The following is a 22,505-nucleotide window of genomic DNA, read 5'->3' as shown; positions in this document are numbered from 1 at the left end:
ATGCTGACAGTCGAAAACGCAAATCTGCATTATGGTGCCGCACAGGCGCTGCGCGGCATCTCCATCAAGGCCGAGATGGGCAAGATTACCTGCGTGCTCGGACGCAACGGCGTCGGCAAGAGTTCGCTTCTGCGTGCCGTCACCGGCCAGCATGCGCTGTCGGCGGGAACAGTCGCCTTCAACGGCGTGACACTAAATGGCATGGCACCATTTGCCCGCGCCAAGCAGGGTATCGGCTATGTGCCGCAGGGCCGTGAGATCTTTCCTTTGCTCACGGTGAAGGAGAATCTGGAAAGTGGTTATGCACCGCTCTCGCGCCGCGACCGGACGATCCCCGATGATATCTACAGCCTGTTTCCGGTGCTGAAATCCATGCTGTCGCGACGCGGCGGCGATCTGTCGGGCGGCCAGCAACAGCAGCTGGCAATCGGGCGGGCGATGGTGACGCGGCCGAAGATCCTGGTGCTGGACGAGCCGACCGAGGGCATCCAGCCCTCGATCATCAAGGATATCGGCCGGGCAATCCGTTATCTCAGAGACTCCACCGGCATGGCGATCCTACTGGTCGAGCAATATCTCGATTTCTGCCGTGAGCTTGCCGATTACGTCTACATCATGGATCGCGGCGAGATCGTGCATGAGGGGTTGGCCGAGACGCTGGATACGCCGGAGGCTCGTCGACATCTGACGGTCTGAGGAGTGCCTTTCTTTTCGGCGTTTGACGAAAAATGAAGCGGCTCACGCCCATGGCAGGCCGCTCCCACGAGCTATTGCATAAGGCACAGAAATTGCCTGCGTTTATTCCTTGCCGGGTCTCAATGATCCGACATTGGCATGATGTGGTAAGTGGAGAGACGGAATGGCGATGGCAGCGGCGAGCACGAGACCGCAGAGGGCGCGGGGTCGCGGTCATCTGGCGGCCAAGTCGCTTGGCGGCGCCACGCGCCTTGCCGAGCTCTTTCAGGAAGGGGCGGCGAAGATCCGGCTGCCTGAAACCTTCGACAGTTCCATGGAAGCGGTCATCATCAACACGGCTGGCGGCCTTACCGGCGGCGACCAGATGGACTGGAGCATCGTTGCCGCGCCAGGCACCCGCATTGATGTGACCACGCAAGCCTGCGAGAAGATCTACAAGGCCTCGGCCGATACCGCCACGGTGCAGACCTCCATCAAAGTCGGCGCCGGCGCGCGCGTAGATTGGTTGCCGCAGGAAACCATTCTGTTTGACCGCGCCTCGCTGTCGCGCAAACTCAATGTCGAACTCGACGCTTCAGCCGAATTTCTCGCCGTCGAGGCTATCCTGCTCGGGCGCAAAGCCATGGGTGAGGCAATGGCGCAAGGATTGTTCCGTGATCGCTGGCGCATCCGTCGCAACGGGCGGCTGATCCATGCCGAGGAGCTGCGGCTCGATGGTGATATCGCGGCTTTGACGGCAAGGAGCGCCATATTGGGCGGTCAGGTAGCCTTCGCGACACTGCTTTATGCCGGGTCGCTCGCGGAGACTTATTTGCGTGAGGTCCGGCCGCTCGTCGAAACCCATATGGGAGGCGTCAGTCACTGGAGCGACAAGCTCGTGGTGCGGCTTGCCGCCGCCGATGGCTTTGCACTCAGAAAAATCCTGATCCCGATCATTTCCGCCTTGCGCAATGGTGCGCCTGTGCCGAAAGTCTGGAACCTGTAGTCCCCGGAGCGATGATTTCAGGCCTGCTTGACCTGAAATCATCCGGCTCCAAAATCAAAGAAGTAGAGCATGATGTCGTCCGTAAACTGCTCACACGTTTCGGCATCATGCTCTGAAAACAGCAATCACGTAGGTAGGCGATGAACCTCACTCCAAGAGAAAAAGACAAGCTGCTGATTTCCATGGCGGCGATGGTGGCGCGGCGGCGGCTGGAGCGCGGTGTCAAGCTCAACCATCCCGAAGCCATCGCGCTGATTAGTGATTTCGTGGTCGAAGGTGCCCGCGATGGCCGCCCGGTTGCCGAACTGATGGAGGCAGGCGCTCACGTCATCACCCGCGATCAGGTGATGGAGGGCATTGCCGAGATGATTCACGATGTCCAGGTGGAGGCGACGTTCCCGGACGGAACCAAGCTGGTGACCGTCCACGAACCGATCCGGTAAGGCTGCGATGCTGGAGCTCAGACCCAATTGCGAATGCTGCGACAGGAACTTGCCGCCGGAAAGCCCGGACGCGATGATCTGCACCTTCGAGTGCACGTTCTGCGCCGATTGCGTCGGCAGCGTACTGGGCGGCATCTGCCCGAATTGCGGTGGTGAGTTCGTCCAGCGGCCCATTCGCCCGGCGGCGCTGCTCGCCAAATATCCCGCTTCGACCAAGCGTATTCTGAAAGCTGAGGGCTGTGCGCCCGTCCGGGCTGCATAAGGAAAAAGATCATGATCCCAGGTGAAGTCATTACCGCAAGCGGCGATATCGAGCTGAACGTCGGTGCCGCCACCGTGACGCTGGAGGTTTCCAACACCGGCGACAGGCCGGTGCAGGTCGGCAGCCATTATCATTTTGCCGAGACCAATGGCGGCCTGACCTTCGATCGCGACAAGGCGAAGGGTATGCGGCTGGATATTCCAGCCGGCACGGCCGTGCGTTTCGAGCCCGGCCAGACTCGCCTGGTGACGCTCATCCCTCTATCCGGCAAGCGCGAAGTCTACGGCTTTCGCCAACAGATCATGGGCAAGCTCTAGGCTCGGGAGGAGGAGTTATGTCAATGAAATTGCTTGCATCTGCTGCATTCTTTGCAGCGACCTTGATGTGCGGCGCAGCCTTCGCGCAGAGCGACGCGGACGAACCGCAGATCGATTGTTCGAAGGCCGAGGCGCAGACGGATCTGAACATCTGTGCGGCGCGCGATTTCGACACGGCCGACAAGGCGCTGAACGCGCAATACAAGAAAACGCGCGCTGCGATGGTCGCGATCGATGCCGATCTGGATAACGATATGAAAGGTGCCGAAAAGGCACTCCTGAAGGCGCAGCGGGCCTGGGTGGATTATCGCGACGGCGAATGCGAGGCGGCAGGCTTCCAGGCGCGGGGCGGATCGATGGAGCCGATGCTGGTTTCCGGCTGCAAGGCCGACTTGAGCAAAAAGCGGACCAAGGAACTGAAGGAACTTGCCGACGGGATCGGAGGCGATCAGTGAGCGCAAGGCGCACGGTGATGATCGTCGGCAATGGCGAGATCGCGGCGGGTGCGGCGGCCATGATCGATGCCGCCGACAAGGTCATCCGCTTCAATGATTGCCGCTCGATTGGTGCCGGCGGCAGCCGCACCGATGTCGTTGCGGTCTGCAATACCGGCCGGCCGGCGCGTGCCATGCTGGGTTCGGCAGAATGGCGCAAGAGCCCTGCCGTCGCCTCCGCCTCGGAAATCTGGAGCGTGCGGGATCCAGTCAAATTTGCTGCATTGCGCGGGCCGTTGTCGCTTTCGCATCCAGAGCTTGATGATTTCTGCGACGACTATACCGAGCAATTCACTGCTTTCTGCCAGGCGACCGGCAAACGCCATGTCGTCATCGGCCAGTCCATTCATGAGGGCGTCGATCTGGCGCTCGCTGTCCATGAGCCCGGTTCCTATGTGGTGCCGAGCAGCGGCATGATCGTGATTGCCGAAGCGCTGGCGCACCATCCCGACGACGATATCGCCATTACCGGCTTCAGCCATACGGGCTGGGACGAGCATCCTTTTGCCGCCGAGAAGCGGCTGGTGGACAGCTACGTTTCCTCCGGCCGCCTAAGGCGTCTCGCCGATACGAACCCTATCTCTGCCTCCCAAGGAGACTGATCGATGCCCTACAAGATTTCCCGCGCCGCCTATGCCAGCATGTTCGGACCGACGGTCGGCGACAAGGTGCGGCTGGCCGATACCGAATTGTTCATCGAGGTAGAGAAGGACTTCACCACCTATGGCGAGGAAGTGAAATTCGGCGGCGGTAAGGTCATTCGCGATGGCATGGGGCAGAGCCAGGTGACCCGGGCCGCCGGAGCCGTCGATACCGTCATCACCAATGCCTTGATTGTCGATCATTGGGGGGTGGTGAAGGCAGATATCGGCCTGAAGGACGGCCGCATCGTCGCGATCGGCAAGGCCGGCAATCCGGATACGCAGCCTGGGGTCAACATCATCGTCGGGCCGGGCACGGAGGCGATTGCGGGTGAGGGCAAGATCGTTACCGCCGGCGGCATGGACAGCCATATCCATTTCATCTGCCCGCAGCAGATTGAAGAAGCACTGATGTCCGGCATCACCACCATGCTTGGCGGCGGCACCGGACCGGCGCACGGGACGCTGGCGACCACCTGCACGCCGGGACCCTGGCATCTGGCGCGCATGATCGAGTCCTTTGACGCCTTTCCGATGAATATCGGTCTCTCGGCCAAGGGTAACGCCTCGCTGCCGGCAGCTCTGGAAGAGATGGTGCTTGGCGGCGCCTGTGCGCTGAAGCTGCACGAGGATTGGGGCACGACGCCGGCGGCCATCGACTGCTGCCTGAGCGTCGCCGACGAATACGACGTGCAGGTGATGATCCACACGGATACGTTGAATGAAAGCGGTTTCGTGGAGGATACGATCGGCGCCATCAAGGGGCGTACGATCCATGCTTTTCACACGGAAGGTGCCGGCGGCGGTCACGCTCCTGATATCATCAAGATTTGCGGCCAGTCTAACGTCATCCCGTCTTCGACCAACCCGACGCGGCCCTATACGGTTAACACCATCGCCGAACATCTCGACATGTTGATGGTTTGCCATCACCTGTCGCCGTCGATCCCGGAAGACATCGCTTTTGCCGAAAGCCGTATCCGCAAGGAGACCATCGCCGCCGAGGATATCCTGCACGATATCGGCGCTTTCTCGATCATCTCATCCGACAGCCAGGCCATGGGCCGCGTCGGCGAAGTGGCGATCCGCACCTGGCAGACCGCCGACAAGATGAAGCGCCAGCGCGGCCGGCTGGCCCAGGAAACTGGCGATAACGACAATTTCCGGGTGAAGCGCTATATCGCCAAATATACGATCAACCCGGCCATCGCCCATGGCGTCAGCCATGAGGTAGGGTCGATCGAAGTCGGCAAGCGTGCCGATCTGGTACTCTGGAACCCGGCCTTTTTCGGCGTTAAACCCGAGATGGTTCTCCTCGGCGGCTCCATTGCAGCGGCGCCCATGGGCGATCCGAACGCCTCGATTCCGACGCCGCAGCCGATGCATTATCGCCCGATGTTCGGCGCTTATGGCAAGAATCGCACCAATTCCTCGGTGACCTTCGTCTCCCAGGCCGCCTTCGATGCAGGGCTTGCGGCCAAGCTCGGCGTTGCCAAGACGCTGCTGCCGGTCAGGAACACGCGCGGCGGCATTTCCAAGGCTTCGATGATCCACAACAGCCTCACGCCGCATATCGAGGTGGATCCCGAGACCTATGAAGTGCGGGCCGACGGTGAGCTTCTCACCTGCGAGCCGGCGACGGTGCTGCCGATGGCCCAGCGTTACTTCCTGTTTTGATGAAGGCTGTGGAAATCAATTACCAGTGGACGAGAAAGCCCCGGAAACGGGGCTTTCGCCATTTCATGCAGTTAATGCAGCGTTATCAGTGGTTTGTGGCGATAGATCCGCGCCTCACCCTGGATTTCCTGAAAAAGTAGATGCCATCGGCCATCCACGATTGTTCACAAGTTGGGAAATGCACCGCATTTTAATCATTGCGTTAAAGACCTGGAAGCGCCTTCACCCCTATCTCACATGACTGAAACGGTGGCAGAAGAAGGTGAATCGCATGAGACGATGGATTTCGCTGCAAGCTGAGATCGGTAATTTTCAGCATCCGCGTGCGATTTATATTTTCGCGCTTAAGATGAGTTTTGCAGCCGTCATCCTGTCGCTTGTGATCATGATTGCGATGCTTCCCGTGCTGCAATGGTTGGATCTTTTGCCGTTGCCGCTCCTCGAGGCAATGCGCTTCGGTGTCCTGCTGGCATGGATCATAGGCGCTACCGTTTCCGGCGCATTGGCCGTGTTCGCAGGGTTTGCGATCCATCGGCTCGCAGTATCCCGCGCCGAATTCGAGCGGCTGAGCCGCACCGATATGCTGTCCGGCCTGCTCAACCGCCGCGCCTTCACCGAAGCCCTGAATGAGGCTGGTCATGATGCGTCGCTGGTGATCTTCGACGTTGACCGGTTCAAGACGATCAATGATCGCTTTGGGCATGCATCCGGCGATGCGGTCATCGCGGCGGTATCGCAGATATTTGCCGATGTCTTCACCGGCGAGGACGTGATCGCCCGTCTTGGCGGCGAGGAATTCGGCGCCATCATTCACGGTGGCGACAATGACGAGCGCATCGCCCGCATCGAGGACATCAAGGAACAGATCGCCAACCACCCGATTGCCGTCGACGGCGGCTCGGTGAAAATCACCATCTCGGCGGGAATCGCGGATATCGGCAAGGATCGCAAGACGGCGGCCGTCTATGCCGCGGCCGACAAGGCGCTTTATCTTGCCAAGACGCTGGGCCGCAATCGCGTCATTCACGAGCGCGAGCGGCTGTCCCAGGTCTGGCATCGTTGCGCGACCGAGCATGAGCACGAAGCCATGACGGATCCTGTGGAACTGCAGCGCTACGTGCAGCGCATGTAGTGTTTGGCAGGCGGCATTGGTGCTTGCACCGGAGGCGACTATTTTGCATGGTCTGGCAGAGTTTTGAATTGGACCTGTCATGCTACACGTAACCTCCTATCTTCCGGCCGGCACTCCTTCTTCCAACCCGATCGATCGTGTCGTGCTGCCGCATGATCTGCGGCACCTGCGCCGCAAGCTGCTGCATCTCGAAAACGGCGAGATGGTCATGCTCGACCTGAAGGAGCCGGTGCTGTTTGCCAATGGCGATCTGCTGGTTCGTGAGGACGGCGAGCTGATCGAGATCGTGGCGGCAGACGAAAAGCTGTTCGAAATCAGGCCACGCGATCGCCGACATCTCATCGAGCTTGCCTGGCATCTCGGCAATCGGCATCTGCCGGCGCAGATCGAAGAGGAGCGTATCCTAATCTTGCGTGATCATGTCATCCGCTCCATGCTCGAAGGGCTTGGTGCCACGGTGGCCGAGGTCAGCGAACCCTTTCAGCCGGCGCGTGGCGCCTATCATTCTCACGGCAGCCATTCGCATGGCCACGGCAGCGATCATGACCATGGTCATGGGCACGGTCACCATTCGCATGATTGAACGATTGTGAGCGAAGAACTGGCATCGGATGGTCGTGATCTGCAGGCGCTGTTGCGGCTGATGGCATGGCTGTCACCGGCTTTTCCGATTGGGTCTTTTGCCTATTCGGGCGGCCTCGAACGGGCAGTGCATGACGGGCTGGTTCACGACAGCAAGAGCCTGAAGGATTGGATCGAGACCATCATCCATCATGGTGCTGTCTGGAATGACGCTGTGCTGCTTGCCGAAGCGCATCATGCTGGAGAAGATGCGCCGCGGCTTGCGGCCGTCGTGGAGCTGGCGGAAGCGCTGGCTGGGTCCAAAGAGCGTCATACCGAGACGATGTTGCTCGGAGAAGCCTTCTTGTCCGCCGCCGGGGCATGGCCGCACGGGATCTTTTCGATCCTGCCGGCAAAGTCCGCTTATCCGGTCGCGGTCGGCGCGGTTGCCGGCGCGCACGCTATTCCGGTCGAGAAGGCGCTTGCCGCCTTCCTGCATGCCCTGGCGTCGCAGATGCTGTCTGCGGGCATCCGGCTCGGCGTCAGCGGGCAGAAGGACGGAGTTGCCATTCTGGCGGATCTCGAAGATGCCATCGCCGATGTGGCGACGCGGGCAGGGCGATCCGATCTTGACGATCTCGGTGCGACGACGGTGCAGGCGGATATTGCCAGCCTGCGCCATGAAATCCAGGGCACGCGCTTGTTTCGGTCTTGATGTGCAGCCCTGGGAAAATTCCGCAATGAGGCAGGACCTACGTCATTCGCCGCTGTGCGACGGGCAGGCGCTTCGCTATGCTGTTGCTTTATCGGAGTTGTGAGCATGAAATCGAGAAATGGACCTTTGCGCGTCGGCATCGGCGGCCCCGTCGGCTCAGGCAAGACGGCGCTGACGGAGAAGCTGTGCAAGGCGATGCGTGACGACTATTCCGTCGCCGTCGTCACCAATGATATCTATACGACGGAAGATGCGGAAGCGCTGGTGCGCATGCAGGCGCTGCCGTCCGACCGTATCGTCGGCGTTGAAACCGGTGGCTGCCCGCACACTGCCATTCGCGAGGATGCGACGATCAACCTGCAGGCCATCGCCGGCCTCAACGAGCGGCTTCCGGATCTCGACGTCGTCTTCATCGAATCCGGTGGCGATAATCTGGCCGCGACCTTTTCGCCTGATCTGGCCGATATCACCATCTACGTCATTTCGGTGTGTCAAGGCGAGGAGATCCCGCGCAAGGGCGGGCCTGGCATTACCAAATCCGACCTTCTCGTCATCAACAAGAAGGATCTGGCGCCCTTCGTCGAGGTCGATCTCGACGTCATGGATCGTGACGCCACGCGGATGCGGCAAGCTCGCCCCTTCGTGTTTTCCGATATGAAGCGCGGCGAAGGCATCGGCACGATCGTCAGCTTCCTAAAGGAACAGGGCGGCCTTTGAGCCGCCCCGCCTTTATCAGTGTCGTAGAGGCGAGCTGACTGATGTTCAGCTCGCGCCAAAGCCTATTCGGCCGCGAGCGGTGGCAGCTTCAGCACATTCGCGCCGCTTGACCGGTGACCTCTGCCATCCCTGTTCTCAACAGTTTCCAGACGCTCTTCGAGAGTGGCAAGCGATCTCCGGTTTTCGTCGATGGCGCTCGCCAGGCCTTCCTTGGTCAGGACTTCGTCATCCGCGTCCTTCCTTCCGACGAGCTTGCCGAAGAGGAAGCCGAACAGGCGCGACAAGTCGTCCATGATCAAGAAGAAGGACGGCACGACCACCAGGCTGAGGACAGTTGAGACGATGATGCCGCCGATCACGGCAATTGCCATAGGCGCGCGGAACGAGCCGCCTTCGCCGACACCGAGCGCCGATGGCAGCATGCCAGCCGACATGGCGATCGAGGTCATGATGATCGGACGCGCACGCTTGCGGCCGGCCTCCACGACTGCTTCCAGACGCGGCATGCCCTGATGCATCATCTCGATAGCGAAATCCACGAGCAGGATGGCGTTCTTGGTGACGATGCCCATCAGCATGAGAATGCCGATCATGACGGGCATGGACAGCGCATTGCCGGTCATGATGAGTGCCAGCGCGACACCGCCGATCGCCAATGGCAGCGACAGCAGAATGGTGAAAGGCTGGATCACGTTCTTGAACAGCAGGATAAGCACGGTCAGAACAAGCAGGAGGCCGAGCAGCATCGCGTTGCCGAAGCTCTGCATCATTTCCTTCTGCACCTTGGTGTCGCCGCTTTCCGCCAGATGCACAGTCGACGGGATTTGGGCGCTCTTGACGATGTCGAGGAAGTGCTCGGACGCCGTATCCAGCGCTACGCCCTGTGGCAGATCGGCGCCGATGGAGACGACACGGAAGCGGTTGTTGCGCTTGATTGAAGACAGACCCTCGGAATAGTTGATATCGGCAACGCTTGAGAGCGGTACGGTGGGGGCTGTTGACGCTTGTCCGGTGGTGCCCATGGACGTCTTGATGCGCAACGCACGGATGGCGGCCAGATCACGACGCATGCCGAGCGAAGCCTGAACGCGGATCGGTATTTGGCGATCGTCGAGCGAGATCTTCGCAAGCGAAGCGTCGATATCGCCGATGGTGGCCACACGCACCGTATCGGAAATCATTTGCGGTGTGATGCCGAGGCGTGCCGCCTCATCCTTGCGCGGATAGATCTGCAGCTCGGGACGCGGCAGCGCGCCGTCGGCGCTGACATTGGCTAGGGCCGGATCGGTGCGAAGCTTGGCCTCCAGAATGCCGACGGCCTGGTTCAGATCCTTCTCGTTGCGGGAGAGGAAGTTGTAAGTCAGGTCGCGATCGCCGCGGTCGTTGAGCTTGGTGATGCGGACGTCGGGGATATCTCGCAACTTTGCGAAGACTTCCTTTTCCACATCCCATTGCGGGCGCTCGCGGCCGTGCACGGCGACTTTCGGCAGGTGAGGGCCGATCACTGGCAGCGAGCCGAGCATGTCGTTCACCAGTTTCTTGACGAGCGACTGATCGAGCTTGCCAAGCGTTAATGTCACCGTCGCGCGGCGCAGTTCCAGATCGCCCTTCGGCGAAGCGCCACCGAGAACGAAGACGCTTTGGACGCCGTCGATGCCCTTGACGCGCCGATAGATTTCATTGGTCGCCTGCTCGGTATCCTCGAGCCGTGCGTTCGGCGGCAGTTCGGCCGAGAGCACGATACGCGACGAGTCCTCCGGCGGAATGAAGCTACCGGGCACGAACATGACGAGCGCAACCACGGAGGCGATGGAGAAGGCGAAAGCCGCCAGCAGCGTCGGATAGCGCGTATACCAACGCTTCGTCGTGATCCGCACCAGCCAGCTATAGCCGCGCATGAGGCGTCCGTCGTTGTCGTGGTGATCATCAACGCCGTCTTCTGCGCGCATGAGATAGGCAGCCATCATCGGTGTGATCAGACGCGCCACAAGCAGCGAGAAGAACACCGAGAAGGCGACCGTGAGGCCGAACTGGATGAAGTACTGGCCTGGAATGCCCGGCATGAAGGAGACCGGCACGAAGACCGCGATGATGGTGAAGGTCGTCGCGATGACGGCCAGACCGATCTCATCGGCAGCATCGATTGCGGCGCGATACGGCGTCTTGCCCATCTTGATATGGCGGGCGATGTTCTCGATCTCAACGATCGCGTCATCGACAAGAATGCCGGTTGCCAGCGTCAGCGCCAGGAAGCTGATGAGGTTCAGCGAGAAACCGATCTCGCTCATGATCCAGAATGTCGGGATCGCGGAGAGCGGCAGGGCAACAGCGGAAATCAGGGTCGCACGCCAATTCCGCAGGAAGAGGAAGACCACGAGAATGGCCAGTAGCGCACCCTCGAGCAGCGTGTGCATCGCCGCTTCGTAGTTGCCATAGGTGTAGTAGACAGAGTCGTCGATCATTTCGATCGTGACGTTCGGGTTTTCGGCGCGAACCTTATCGAGCGTGTCGGCAACCGTCTTGGCGACCGTTACCTCGCTGGCGCCCTTGGCGCGAAACGCGGCGAAAGTGACGACGGGGGTGCTGTTGAACCGCGAGAACGACTTCGGTTCCTGATAGGTGTCCTTAATCACTCCGAGGGCGGAGAGCTTGACGAAGCGGCCGTTGGTCAGCGCGATCGTGGTGTCGGCGAGCTGCGCGACGTTGCGGGCGTCACCGAGGACGCGGATTGCCTGCTCGCTGCCGGCAACTTGACCGCGGCCGGAACCGAGGTCGATGTTGGTGCCGCGCAACTGCTGGCTCACCGACAAGGCGGTAATGCCGTAGGCGTTCAGCTTGTTCGGATCGAGCTCGATGCGGACCTCCCGGTCAGCGCCGCCGTAGCGATCGACGCGGCCGATACCGGCCTGACCCTGCAAGGCACGCTTGACCGTGTCGTCCACAAACCAGGACAGCTCTTCCAACGTCATATTCGGCGAGGAAACGGCAAAGCTCTGAATTGCCTGACCTGCGACGTCGACCTTGGAGACGATGGGCTCATCGATTGTGGACGGCAGGTTGCCGCGGATACGGTCGATGGCGTCCTTTGTGTCCTGAACGGCCTGCTCGGTCGGTACTTCCAGACGGAAGATGACGACGGTCTGCGATTGGCCGTCGGTCACGGTCGATTGTATTTCGTCGATGCCGTTGATGCCGGCGACGGCGTCTTCAACCTCTTTCGTCACCTGCATTTCGAGCTCGGCGGGCGAGGCGCCGCTCTGCGTCACGGTGACGTTGACCACAGGTACGTCGATGTTCGGAAACCGGGTAATCGGCAGATTGAAGAAGGCGTGGGCGCCCACCACCATCAGGAGGAAGAAGCCGAGGAGCGGGGCGATCGGATTTCGGATGGACCAGGCGGAGAAGTTCATCTTACCGTTCTCGCTCAGTTGGAGGCTTGCGACGCATCACGCACGGGCGTGATGTGGTCACCATCGCGGACATAGGCGCCGGCCTTGGCGACGACATCTTCACCGGCCTTCAGGCCCTTGAGGATCTCGACATAGGCTCCGTCCTGAATGCCGGTCTCGACGTTGACGAACTTGACGACGCCGTTTTCGACCTTGCGGGCGGAAGAGCCGCTTTCATCGCTGTTGACGGCCGTCAGCGGCAGGGCAACGCCTTCTTCCTGGCGGATGACGATTTCGGCGCTGCCATACATGCCGGCGCGTGCCTTGTCGCCTTCGTTGATGGTGATATGCACCGCGCCGAGGCGAGTGAGGGAGTCGACGATCGGCGCGACCAGGCGCACGGTGCCGGTCAGCTTTTCGCGGCTGCCCGACAGCGAGATCAGGGCCTTCTGCCCGATGACGATCTTGGTGATGTCGCTTTCGGAAACATCGACCACCAGTTCGAGCTGGCTGTCACGGATGATGGTGAAGAGCGGATCGCCATTGCCATTGGCGATGGCGCCGACGCGAGCATTGCGCGGCGAGGCGACGGTGCCGGCGACAGGGGTCTTGATGCCGGTGCGGGCGAGCTTCAGGTCGGTATCAGCGATCTGGCTGTCGGTGACCTTGAGGTCGGCCTCGGACACCGCGATTGCCTGTTCGGCGGATCCGACGCGGGCCTTGTTGGCCGCTGCGGCCGCATTGGCCTGTTCGACCGAGGAGGTCGACATCGTGCCCTTGGCACCCATGGTGACGGCGCGGACGCGTTGCAATTCGGCCTCTTCCGCATTGGCGCGAGCCTCGGCGAGCTGCGCATGCAGCTGGGCAAGGCTTGCCTCGCCCTTGGCGCGCGTTGCCTGCATCTGGCTCTTCTGCAGGATCAGGGCGTCTTCGTTCAGGGTGGCGAGCGTGCTGTTCGCCTCGACCTTGTCGCCGACATCGGCGTTGAGCGTGCGGATCGAGAGGCCGTCCACCTGCGGCTGGATATAGACTTCCTCGACGGCCTTCACCGTGCCTGTCGCAACGACCTTGTCGGTCAGTTTGCGCATCGCGGCGGTGGTGATGACGATTGCGGGAAGGTTCTGCTTCGGCGTGGTAACGACGGGTTCCTCGGCCAGTGCGGCGGGCGCTGCCAGCAGGGAAAGCATGATTGCAGTCGTGCTTAGTAGTCTAAACGGCGTGGAGGCCATGCGTCCGGTTCCAGTTCGGCATCGTGGTCAAAGGGATTTCGCTGTTATCCGTCGCGAACACGGGGGATCAATGCATGCGAGCCGGCTCATCCGGCGGATAAACATCCGTCTGTCATGGCTGCAGGTCCCCAATCCTAAATTCGCTCCTGTACATGGGAGCGGTTTTCAAATCTCGCAAGATCACGAGAAAATGATTTTACGAGTATTTCTACTGATTGCAGCTTTGCGAAGCAATCACGGCATTGTGATGTCAGCATTCCAATAGTTGATAGCTGACGCCTTTTAGGCAAACGCCACGGCAAAGCCAGCTTTTTGTTGCCGCTGTTACAAAATGAAAAAAACGCGCGAAGCCTGGACCTCGCGCGTTTTGATTGCCGTTGCTGTCTGAACTACTTCAGGGCTGCGTCCGTGATCTCATGGGTATAGGCACCCGTCGGCTTCTTGTTGATGATCTTCTGGTCGAGCAGGGCTTCGACGGTACGATCATAGAGTTTTGCGTCGAGCTTGCCGCTGCCGATCAGCTTGGCGACTTCGCTCATCATGCGCTTCTGATGGTTCTCGTCCTGGCCGCCATTGTCCATGACGATTTCGGCGGCTTCATCCGGGTGCTCAACGGCATATTTCCAGCCCTTCATCGAGGCGCGGACGAACTTGACCATATCGGCCTTGAACTTCGGGTCCTTCAACTTGTCCTCGTTGACATAGAGACCGTCTTCCAGAAGGTCGATGCCAAGCTTGGTGTAGTTGAAGACGGTGAGGTCTTCCGGCTTGAAACCGGCATCGATCGCCTGCCAGTATTCATTATAGGTCATGACCGAGATGCAATCAGCCTGTTTCTGCACGAGCGGCTGAACGTCGAAGCTCTGCTTCAGAACGGTGACACCGTCCTTGCCGCCATCGGTTTTCAGGCCGATCTTGTGCATCCAGGCGAAGAAGGGATATTCGTTGCCGAAGAACCAGACGCCGAGCGTGTGGCCCTTGAAGTCGGCTTCGGTCTTCACCGGGCCGTCCTTCGGGCAGATCAGTTCCAGGCCGGATTTGTCGTAGGGCTGGGCGATGTTGATCAGCGGCACACCCTTTTCGCGGGCGACCAGAGCGCCGCCCATCCAGTCGACGATGACATCGGCGCCGCCGCCGGCAATCACCTGCTCGGGAGCAATATCGGGGCCGCCCGGCTTGATATCGACGTCAAGACCTTCTTCCTTGTAGAAGCCCTTGTCCTTGGCGACGAAATAGCCGCCGAACTGGCCCTGTGCCACCCACTTCAATTGCAGCGTCACCTTATCGGCAGCGGATGCCGCCTGCGCGGCGGCGAGCGCCATCGTGCTTGCCATCAATGCAATCATCAGTTTTTTCATGTTCTACCCTTTCCCTCTGAAGTTACGCCTTGATCCCTTGGCCAGGATCTTAGGCTACGTCTTTCCACCACGGATAGACGGATGCCAGAATGTCGTCATCCTCTCGAGAATGGCGACGATCCCGTAGAAGACGGATCCCGCAATCGCTGCAACCGCGATTTCCGCCCAGACCATGTCGAGATTCAATCGACCATTTTCGGTCGAAATGCGAAACCCCATACCCGACATGGGTGTACCAAAGAACTCCGCCACGATGGCACCGATCATGGCCAAGGTCGAGTTGATCTTCAGTGCATTGAAAATAAAGGGTGCAGCGGCCGGCAGGCGCAGTTTGAACAATGTCTGCCAATAGCTCGACGCGTAGGTGCGCATGAGGTCGCGCTCGATGTTGCCGGCGGCGGCAAGGCCCGCCACCGTGTTCACCAGCATCGGAAAGAAGGTCATGATGACGACGACGGCAGCCTTGGACTGCCAATCGAAGCCGAACCACATGACCATGATCGGGGCAACGCCGATAATGGGCAGCGCCGAGACGAAATTGCCGATGGGCAACAGGCCGCGACGCAGGAAGGCGAAGCGATCGGCGAGGATGGCGACGATGAAGCCGCTCGCACAGCCGATGATGTAGCCGATCAGCACCGAGCGGAAGATCGTTTGCTCCACGTCGGTCCACAAGGTTGGAAGCGAGCCGGCAATTCTGGCCCCGATGGAGCTCGGGGGCGGCAGCAAGACCAGGGAGACGCCCGCGCCGCGCGTCACCGCTTCCCAGATGATCAGAATCCAGGCACCGAAAATCGCCGGGATGAGCAGTCGCAGCCCATAATTGCCGAGATCGGAGCGCGGGCGGATGGATGAGAGCACCGAGACGCAGCGCCAGGCCAGAAGCCAGCCGGCGGCAATCAGCACGAAGAAGGAGAGTTGCGCCTTGCCCTCATTGCCAGTCAGTCCCGACAACAGCAGCCAGGCAGCGCCATGCGCACCGATGAACAATGCTGTAGCCAGCAGAGCCGGACCCAAGCTGGCGAAAGAGGCCACGGCGGCCGCAATGAGCAGCAGGAAGACAAGGATCGTCATGCCACCGGTAAAGGGGGAGGCGGCATCGGCTGCAAACAGCGGCAGCATGGCAACTGCTGCTGCGCAAAGGAGGAGGGCGAGTGCACCTTGCCAGGAGAAACGAAGAGCCTTCATGCGGGCCGGCCTCCCATCGAATGATTGACGATGCGCGCGGCGATGCTGACGATGGCGACAAGGATTGCCGCCAGCACAGAACCGGCGACGAGTGCCGCCCAGATGTCGATCGTCTGGCTGTAGTAGGAGCCTGCAAGTAGCTTGGCGCCGATGCCGGCGACGGCTCCCGTCGGAAGTTCGCCGACGATCGTGCCGACGAGGCTTGCAGCAATCGCCACCTTCATCGAGGTGAACAGGAAAGGGATTGAAGCAGGTACGCGCAGCTTCCAGAAGGTTTGCGATGCACTGGCATTATAGGTGCGCATGAGGTCGAGATGCATGACCTCCGGAGAGCGGAGCCCCTTGGTCATGCCGACCGTGACGGGGAAAAACGACAGATAGGTGGAAATCAGCGCTTTCGGGATCAGCCCATCGATACCCAGGGCGCTGAAGACGACGATGATCGTCGGTGCGATCGCCAGAATGGGGATGGTCTGCGATGCGATGATCCAGGGCATCAGGCTGCGATCCAGAGCCACCAGATGCACGATGCCGACGGCAAAGAGAATGCCGAGTATCGTTCCGAAGGCAAAGCCGACGGCGGTCGGGGCAAGGGTTACCCAGGCATTGTAGACGAGGCTGCGGTTGCTTGTGGGAGCACGAAGGAAGGTGTTCTCGAACACGTTCTGCGCCACCTGATGCGGTGCGGGCAGGATCGGCTTCGGCTGTGCCAGCGTCTTGCCGATGAATTCGACCGTTGTCGAGGTGACGTTGCCGCGGCGATCGAGATCGCGCTGGAACGGCGCGTTGAGGATGACCGCGAAGACATACCAGAGGAGCAGGATCGCCAGCACGATGGTGACGACCGGCACGAACTTGTGCTTGAAGAATTGTTCCTTCTCCATGCTCACGCCCTCCCTTGTGCCGGAAGCAGCATCAGCGCCATGGCGACGATGCCAAGCCCGACGCCTGCCAGTTGCGGCAGGCTCAGCCGTTCACCGAAGACGATGAAAGCGATGATGTTGACGGCGATGAGCTGGGCAATGGAGGAGGCAGATATTGCCAGACCCAGGCCACCCTCGCGCATGAGGCGGACCATCATCAGGTTGCCGATGCAATAGAGAATGAGCGCTAGGATCAGCACTAATATGTTGTTGTTGGCGATGTAGGCGCGCGAGGCTGTGGCGCCGCTTATGAAGATCGCCATCGCGCCGAGAAGCCAGAGGAGGAATTGCGGGTTCATGGCGATCCTATTCCTCGTAGCTGTGTCCGGCCCGCAAACCTTCGCGGACACGATGGGCGATTTCCAGAAATTCAGGCGTTTCGCGGATGCCGAGCGGGCGCTCGAGCGGCAGCGTCGATTCGATGACATCTGTGACGCGGCCTGGGCGCGGCGACATGACGACGATCTTAGTGGAGAGATAGACCGCCTCGGGAATAGAGTGCGTCACGAAGCAGATGGTCTTGTTCGTTCGCTTCCACAGCTTCAGCAGCTGTTCGTTGAGGTGATCGCGGACGATCTCGTCGAGCGCGCCGAAGGGTTCGTCCATCAGCAGCAGATCGGCATCGAAGGCCAGAGCGCGGGCGATGGATGCCCGCTGCTGCATGCCGCCCGAAAGCTGCCAGGGGAATTTCTTCTCGAAACCGCTGAGGTTGACGAGTTCGAGCGTCTGAGCAATGCGCTTGGCCCGTTCGCTCTTGGCGTAGCCCATGATCTCCAGCGGCAGCGCGATGTTTTTCTCGATGGTGCGCCAGGGATAGAGGGCGGGGGCCTGAAACACATAGCCGTAGGCGCGGGCCTTGCGCGCTTCGTCCGGTGTCATGCCGTTGACGGTGATATCGCCCGAGCTCTTTCGTTCAAGATCGGCGATGACGCGCAGAAACGTGGTCTTGCCGCAGCCGGAAGGGCCAATGAAGGAGACGAAATCGCCCTTGCGAACATCGAGATCGACATTGCTCAGCGCGTGCACCGGCCCGTCGTTGGTATCGTAGGTGAGACAGAGATTCCGCGCGGAGACGACGGAGGGAGCGGATGACGTCATTAACACCTACCAGTCATGTTTTCGCCGCGTGGTCGGGGCGGATTGCGTGTTATCCTGCTTGGTATTGCGGCCTGGATTGGCGAGGGTGCCTTGCGGCCGCGAAATCCAGGGGAGCAATACCATGAGTGTTTCATCGAAGCCCACCTGCCGTGTCGTGCGGCCTGGCAGCACCTATGCCGGAAAACAGGGCTTCAACTATTTCGAGGGGATCGCCGCCGAGACAGTGGGCTCGACCGGCATCTGCATGCATCTTCTGACCATTCCGCCGGGCGGCAGGGCCAAGGCGCATCTGCATGTTGCGCATGAGACGGCGATTTATGCGCTTTCCGGCGAGACGCACTGCTGGTTCGGGGATCAGCTCGAGGAGCATGTTGTCGTTCGCGAAGGCGAGATGTTCTATATCCCGGCCGGCGTGCCGCATCTTCCCGCCAATCTCAGCGACCGGCCGGCGACAGCCATCATCGCCCGCACCGATCCGAACGAGCAGGAAAGCGTCGTCCTGCTGCCGGATCTGGAGCGGTATGTGCCGCGCTAAGCGGCAGATGAGCCGAAGCGCTGAGCCCAAGCTTTATACCCCGCTTGCGGGGATGCCGCTGCGCTGAACCTTGCGCGGTGCGGTGACTTCTTTCCAGGTCGAAAGCGCCCGGTTGGCGGCGGTAAACGGCTCGCGCTTGACGAACTCGCCGTGGCCTTCCCTGGTCTTCACCGTGCCTTCTTCGATGGCGACGACGCCGCGCGTCAGCGTGTAACGCGGCAGGCCGGTCACTTCCTTGCCTTCGAAGACGTTGTAGTCGATCGCCGACTGCTGGGTCTTGGCGGCAATGGTCTTCGAGCGCTTCGGATCCCAAACGACGATATCGGCATCGGCGCCGACGAGGATCGCGCCCTTCCTCGGATAGATGTTGAGGATCTTGGCGATGTTGGTGGAGGTGGCGGCGACGAATTCGTTCATCGTCAGGCGGCCGGTGTTGACGCCATAGGTCCAGAGCATCGGCAGACGGTCTTCCAGACCACCGGTGCCGTTCGGGATCTTGGTAAAGTCATTGAGACCGAAGCGCTTCTGCTCCGTCGTGAAGGCGCAATGGTCGGTCGCGACCACCTGCAGCGAGCCGGAGGCAAGACCTGCCCAGAGGCTGTCCTGATGCTGCTTGTTGCGGAAGGGCGGGGACATGACACGGCGGGCGGCGTGATCCCAATCGGCGTTGGCATATTCGCTTTCGTCGAGTGTCAGGTGCTGGATCAGCGGCTCGCCATAGACGCGCATGCCCTTCTGGCGAGCGCGGCGGATGGCTTCGTGCGCCTGCTCGCAGGAGGTATGGACGATATAAACAGGCGAGCCGGCCATATCGGCGATCATGATCGCGCGGTTCGTCGCTTCGCCCTCGACTTCGGCGGGGCGGGAATAGGCATGCGCTTCCGGGCCGTTATTGCCTTCGGCAAGAAGCTTCGCCTGCATCTGCGCGACCACATCGCCGTTTTCGGCATGGACGAGCGGCAGGGCGCCGAGTTCGGCGCAGCGCTGGAAGGAGGAGAACATCTCGTCGTCATCCACCATCAAGGCGCCCTTATAGGCCATGAAGTGCTTGAACGTGTTGATGCCCTTGTCGCGGACGATAGCCTCCATCTCGTTGAAGACCTGCTCGCCCCACCAGGTGATCGCCATGTGGAAGGAATAGTCGCAGGTGGCGCGGGTGGACTTGTTGTCCCACATGGTCAGCGCTTCGAGCAGCGACTGGCCGGGCGAGGGCAGCGCGAAGTCGACGACCATCGTCGTGCCGCCGGCAAGGGCTGCACGCGTGCCGCTCTCGAAATCGTCGGAGGAATAGGTGCCCATGAACGGCATTTCGAGATGCGTGTGCGGATCGATGCCGCCGGGCATCACATAACAGCCGGCGGCATCAAGGACTTCGCTGCCCGAGAGGTTCTGCCCGATTTCGACGATCTTCCCGCCTTCGATCTTGACGTCCGCCTTATAGGTCAGGTCGGCCGTGACGATGGTTCCACCCTTGATGACTGTGCTCATGGTGTCTGCTCCAGATGTGTGAAGTTCCGATGTTGGCAATCCTGACCGTCAGGCCACGATCTCCGCCGTCTCGACGACTGCGTGGAACAGCACATCCGCGCCTGCGGCTGCCCATTCCTTGGAAATTTCTTCGGCCTCGTTGTGCGAGAGACCGCCGACGCAGGGGCACATGACCATGGTAGCCGGCGCCACCTTGGCGGCCCAGCAGGCATCGTGGCCGGCGCCGGAGATGATGTTCATGTGGCTGTAGCCAAGCCTTTCGGCCGCGTTGCGCACCGAGGTGACGAGCTTCGGGTCGAAGGTCACCGGTTCGAAATGGCCGATGGCCTCGACTGAGCAGCCGACGCCGAGGGCGTCGCTGATCTTCGCCGCCTCGGCCTCGATCTTGGCGCGCATGCGGTCGAGCTTTTCCTTGTCGGGCGTGCGGATGTCGACGGTGAAGACCACCTTGCCGGGAAGCACGTTGCGCGAATTCGGCGAGAAGAACACCTGCCCGACGCCGCCGACGGCGCCCGGCTGGTTTTCCATCGCCACGCTCTGCACCATCTCCACGATCCGTGACATGGCGAGGCCGGCATTGACGCGCATGTTCATCGGCGTTGAGCCGGTATGCGCTTCCTTGCCGGTCAGGGTGAATTCCAGCCACCACAGGCCCTGACAGTGCGTGACGACGCCGATGGTCTTTTCGGCGGCTTCGAGAATCGGGCCCTGCTCGATGTGATATTCGAAATAGGCGTGCATCTTGCGGGCGCCGACCTCTTCGTCGCCGAGCCAGCCGATGCGCTTCAGCTCTTCGCCGTAGGTCTTGCCTTCCGGGTCCTTGCGGCCATAGGCGTAGTCCAGGCTATGCACGCCGGCAAAGACGCCGGAGGCCAGCATGGCGGGGGCAAAGCGTGCGCCTTCCTCGTTGGCCCAGTTGGTGACGACGATCGGATGCTTGGTCTTGATGCTAAGGTCGTTCATCGTGCGAACGACTTCGAGGGCTGCGAGTACACCGAGCACGCCGTCATATTTGCCGCCGGTCGGCTGGGTATCGAGATGCGAGCCGACGTAAATGGGCAGGGCGTCCGGGTCGGTGCCGGCACGGGTCGCGAACATGGTGCCCATCTTGTCGACGCCGACTTTCATACCGGCATTTTCGCACCATGTTCTGAAAAGGCTGCGTCCCTCGGCATCGGCATCGGTCAGCGTTTGACGATTATTGCCGCCGGCAATGCCGGGGCCGATCTTCGCCATGTCCATCAGCATATCCCAAAGGCGATCGCCGTTGATACGCATGTTTTCGCCTGGCGCTGCCACCATGATGCAATCCTCACCTGTTTGTCCTGGGGCATGCAAAGCGCATGCCCAATTGTTCCCGTTGGTCTGTCCGAAGCGTCTACTTGTTTTTATCGCCTCGGGAAATCGCCAGTTGCCTTTAGGAGACAACTGACAGATAATTTGACCGATTGGTAAACATTACAACTTCCGTGGCGCGGCTCAAGACGAAAAGCACGAAAAATTCCGATAAAATTTCAGGCGATTGCCTAAATTAAAAGCACTGACAGGGTGAACGAGAGCTCGGCCGAAAGGCTTGGATTTCAAGGAGAAACAGAGCAGACATGGCCATTCCCAGAGCCGCCCGCACCCAACGCCGTACCCGAATTCAGGAAGAAAAAGAGGAAGTCATACTCGAGGCTGCGCTCGACGTGTTTTCCGTGAACGGCTTTCGCGGCTCGACCATCGATCAGATTGCCGAAGTGGCTGGGATGTCGAAGCCCAATCTTCTCTATTATTTCCGCACCAAGGAGGCGATGCATCGCGCGCTGATCGACCGGGTTCTGTTTACCTGGCTGGAGCCGTTGCGCGCCTTCGATGCCAATGGCGATCCTGAAAGTGAGATCCGTTCCTATATCCGCCGCAAGCTGGAAATGGCCCGCGATTTCCCGCGTGAAAGCAGGCTCTTTGCCAATGAGATGCTGCAGGGTGCGCCGCATGTCGAGGATGAGCTGCGCGGCCCGCTGAAAAGCCTCGTCGATGAGAAGGCGGAGGTCATCCGTGCCTGGGCCAAGACCGGGAAGATCGCAAAATGCGACCCCTATCACCTGATCTTCTCGATCTGGTCGACGACGCAGCATTACGCGGATTTCGATGTACAGGTACGTGCCGTACTCGGGGACGAGCATTCGGGCGAGGGGCGCTTCGAGGATGCTGCCCGCTATCTGGAGCAGCTCTTCGTCGACGGGCTTGGTATTCGGCAGTCTTAAGCGGCGGCGCAAGCTTTAAAGGATCGCGCCGCCTGTGACGATGGCGGAAATCAGCTCCGCTCTCTAAAAATAGTAATCCCGTTCGATGCCGTCATAGCGGCCCGACTTCAGGCAGCAGCTCTTGAAACCGCCTCCGTGAACCGCAGGGGCAGGGATCGTTGCGGCCGAGTTTTTCGACCAACTCGATATCGCCCCGGATGAATTGCGAGCCGGTTTTTACCCGGGTTTCCGATGGGAAAGACTTGCGTCGCTTGGACGTGACCTCAAAAGCTCACGTCGTGGAGGGTTTTGGACTTGCGTGACATGATCGCCTCCTCTGAGTTGCCATTGCTGCATCTATGGGCAGCGCAACTCTCATAGCGCGAACTTCAAGCTTTTCCGAGTAGCTAAACGCTCACTGTGAAAAAGCTG

At 60.4% G+C, this 22,505-nt stretch carries 25 protein-coding genes; 15 read left to right on the top strand and 10 right to left on the bottom strand.

Features of this window, described 5'->3' with window-relative positions:
* From urtE to ureG, 13 genes are all read left to right on the top strand, one after another.
* Positions 1 to 696, top strand: coding sequence for an urea ABC transporter ATP-binding subunit UrtE (gene urtE / locus BSK43_RS09445; RefSeq protein WP_077469635.1), 696 nt, complete (start codon positions 1 to 3; stop codon positions 694 to 696).
* 163 nt (positions 697 to 859) lie between these two features.
* Positions 860 to 1,681, top strand: a complete 822-nt coding sequence (locus BSK43_RS09440) for an urease accessory protein UreD (RefSeq protein ID WP_136686820.1) — start codon at positions 860 to 862, stop codon at positions 1,679 to 1,681.
* 140 nt (positions 1,682 to 1,821) lie between these two features.
* The gene (locus BSK43_RS09435) at positions 1,822 to 2,124 is read left to right on the top strand and encodes an urease subunit gamma (protein WP_034476417.1); all 303 of its coding nucleotides are present in this window, start codon (positions 1,822 to 1,824) and stop codon (positions 2,122 to 2,124) included.
* Between the two features lie 7 nt (positions 2,125 to 2,131).
* Positions 2,132 to 2,386, top strand: a complete 255-nt coding sequence (locus BSK43_RS09430) for a DUF1272 domain-containing protein (RefSeq protein ID WP_077469637.1) — start codon at positions 2,132 to 2,134, stop codon at positions 2,384 to 2,386.
* Positions 2,387 to 2,397: 11 nt separating this feature from the next.
* Complete coding sequence (locus BSK43_RS09425; RefSeq protein WP_077469638.1) at positions 2,398 to 2,703, top strand: urease subunit beta; 306 nt, start codon at positions 2,398 to 2,400, stop codon at positions 2,701 to 2,703.
* Positions 2,704 to 2,768: 65 nt separating this feature from the next.
* Positions 2,769 to 3,158 carry a lysozyme inhibitor LprI family protein gene (locus tag BSK43_RS09420; protein WP_136686869.1) on the top strand — a complete coding sequence of 130 codons (390 nt, stop codon included), beginning with the start codon at positions 2,769 to 2,771 and terminating at the stop codon, positions 3,156 to 3,158.
* 17 nt (positions 3,159 to 3,175) lie between these two features.
* Positions 3,176 to 3,799, top strand: a complete 624-nt coding sequence (locus BSK43_RS09415; protein ID WP_077469705.1) for a Urease operon accessory protein — start codon at positions 3,176 to 3,178, stop codon at positions 3,797 to 3,799.
* Between the two features lie 3 nt (positions 3,800 to 3,802).
* Positions 3,803 to 5,515, top strand: coding sequence for an urease subunit alpha (ureC, locus tag BSK43_RS09410; protein ID WP_077469640.1), 1,713 nt, complete (start codon positions 3,803 to 3,805; stop codon positions 5,513 to 5,515).
* Between the two features lie 25 nt (positions 5,516 to 5,540).
* Positions 5,541 to 5,756 (top strand): hypothetical protein, encoded by a 216-nt coding sequence (locus tag BSK43_RS09405; protein ID WP_136686818.1) that lies wholly within the window; start codon positions 5,541 to 5,543, stop codon positions 5,754 to 5,756.
* A gap of 30 nt (positions 5,757 to 5,786) precedes the next feature.
* Complete coding sequence (locus BSK43_RS09400; protein WP_077469641.1) at positions 5,787 to 6,647, top strand: GGDEF domain-containing protein; 861 nt, start codon at positions 5,787 to 5,789, stop codon at positions 6,645 to 6,647.
* A gap of 79 nt (positions 6,648 to 6,726) precedes the next feature.
* Positions 6,727 to 7,230: an urease accessory protein UreE gene (ureE, locus tag BSK43_RS09395; RefSeq protein ID WP_077469642.1), complete on the top strand. Its 504-nt coding sequence runs from the start codon at positions 6,727 to 6,729 to the stop codon at positions 7,228 to 7,230.
* A gap of 60 nt (positions 7,231 to 7,290) precedes the next feature.
* Positions 7,291 to 7,923, top strand: coding sequence for an urease accessory UreF family protein (locus BSK43_RS09390; RefSeq protein WP_077469706.1), 633 nt, complete (start codon positions 7,291 to 7,293; stop codon positions 7,921 to 7,923).
* Positions 7,924 to 8,028: 105 nt separating this feature from the next.
* Positions 8,029 to 8,640 (top strand): urease accessory protein UreG, encoded by a 612-nt coding sequence (ureG, locus tag BSK43_RS09385; RefSeq protein WP_077469643.1) that lies wholly within the window; start codon positions 8,029 to 8,031, stop codon positions 8,638 to 8,640.
* A 62-nt stretch (positions 8,641 to 8,702) separates the two neighbouring features.
* Here the strand turns inward: ureG and BSK43_RS09380 are convergent, their stop codons facing one another.
* The 7 genes from BSK43_RS09380 to BSK43_RS09350 form a co-directional block, all read right to left on the bottom strand.
* Entirely contained in the window at positions 8,703 to 12,050 is a 3,348-nt protein-coding gene (locus BSK43_RS09380) for an efflux RND transporter permease subunit (protein WP_077469644.1), read from the bottom strand.
* A 14-nt stretch (positions 12,051 to 12,064) separates the two neighbouring features.
* Entirely contained in the window at positions 12,065 to 13,258 is a 1,194-nt protein-coding gene (locus tag BSK43_RS09375) for an efflux RND transporter periplasmic adaptor subunit (RefSeq protein ID WP_136686817.1), read from the bottom strand.
* A gap of 389 nt (positions 13,259 to 13,647) precedes the next feature.
* Complete coding sequence (locus BSK43_RS09370) at positions 13,648 to 14,616, bottom strand: ABC transporter substrate-binding protein (protein WP_077469646.1); 969 nt, start codon at positions 14,614 to 14,616, stop codon at positions 13,648 to 13,650.
* A 54-nt stretch (positions 14,617 to 14,670) separates the two neighbouring features.
* The gene (locus BSK43_RS09365) at positions 14,671 to 15,804 is read right to left on the bottom strand and encodes an ABC transporter permease (RefSeq protein ID WP_077469647.1); all 1,134 of its coding nucleotides are present in this window, start codon (positions 15,802 to 15,804) and stop codon (positions 14,671 to 14,673) included.
* Positions 15,801 to 16,688, bottom strand: coding sequence for an ABC transporter permease (locus BSK43_RS09360; protein WP_077469648.1), 888 nt, complete (start codon positions 16,686 to 16,688; stop codon positions 15,801 to 15,803). The genes BSK43_RS09365 and BSK43_RS09360 overlap by 4 nt, the downstream gene beginning before the upstream one ends.
* Before the next feature lie 2 nt (positions 16,689 to 16,690).
* The gene (locus tag BSK43_RS09355; protein ID WP_077469649.1) at positions 16,691 to 17,026 is read right to left on the bottom strand and encodes a hypothetical protein; all 336 of its coding nucleotides are present in this window, start codon (positions 17,024 to 17,026) and stop codon (positions 16,691 to 16,693) included.
* A gap of 7 nt (positions 17,027 to 17,033) precedes the next feature.
* Positions 17,034 to 17,825: an ABC transporter ATP-binding protein gene (locus tag BSK43_RS09350; RefSeq protein ID WP_077469650.1), complete on the bottom strand. Its 792-nt coding sequence runs from the start codon at positions 17,823 to 17,825 to the stop codon at positions 17,034 to 17,036.
* A 121-nt stretch (positions 17,826 to 17,946) separates the two neighbouring features.
* Between BSK43_RS09350 and BSK43_RS09345 the strand changes: the two genes are divergently transcribed.
* Positions 17,947 to 18,360 carry a cupin domain-containing protein gene (locus BSK43_RS09345; RefSeq protein WP_077469651.1) on the top strand — a complete coding sequence of 138 codons (414 nt, stop codon included), beginning with the start codon at positions 17,947 to 17,949 and terminating at the stop codon, positions 18,358 to 18,360.
* A 33-nt stretch (positions 18,361 to 18,393) separates the two neighbouring features.
* On the opposite strand, the gene hydA is transcribed toward BSK43_RS09345, so the two are convergent.
* Both hydA and BSK43_RS09335 read right to left on the bottom strand, forming a co-directional pair.
* Positions 18,394 to 19,848 carry a dihydropyrimidinase gene (hydA, locus tag BSK43_RS09340; protein ID WP_077469652.1) on the bottom strand — a complete coding sequence of 485 codons (1,455 nt, stop codon included), beginning with the start codon at positions 19,846 to 19,848 and terminating at the stop codon, positions 18,394 to 18,396.
* Positions 19,849 to 19,896: 48 nt separating this feature from the next.
* Positions 19,897 to 21,150 carry a Zn-dependent hydrolase gene (locus BSK43_RS09335; protein ID WP_077469653.1) on the bottom strand — a complete coding sequence of 418 codons (1,254 nt, stop codon included), beginning with the start codon at positions 21,148 to 21,150 and terminating at the stop codon, positions 19,897 to 19,899.
* Between the two features lie 299 nt (positions 21,151 to 21,449).
* On the opposite strand from BSK43_RS09335, the gene BSK43_RS09330 reads away from it, so the two are divergent.
* The gene (locus BSK43_RS09330) at positions 21,450 to 22,094 is read left to right on the top strand and encodes a TetR family transcriptional regulator C-terminal domain-containing protein (RefSeq protein ID WP_068401450.1); all 645 of its coding nucleotides are present in this window, start codon (positions 21,450 to 21,452) and stop codon (positions 22,092 to 22,094) included.
* A 91-nt stretch (positions 22,095 to 22,185) separates the two neighbouring features.
* Here the strand turns inward: BSK43_RS09330 and BSK43_RS35605 are convergent, their stop codons facing one another.
* Complete coding sequence (locus tag BSK43_RS35605; protein WP_244510155.1) at positions 22,186 to 22,275, bottom strand: SEC-C metal-binding domain-containing protein; 90 nt, start codon at positions 22,273 to 22,275, stop codon at positions 22,186 to 22,188.
* Between the last annotated feature and the right edge of the window lie 230 nt (positions 22,276 to 22,505).

The sequence above is a fragment of the Rhizobium sp. P44RR-XXIV genome (assembly GCF_001999485.2).
GTDB lineage: Bacteria > Pseudomonadota > Alphaproteobacteria > Rhizobiales > Rhizobiaceae > Rhizobium.
This window is presented reverse-complemented; position numbering and strand designations above follow the sequence as displayed.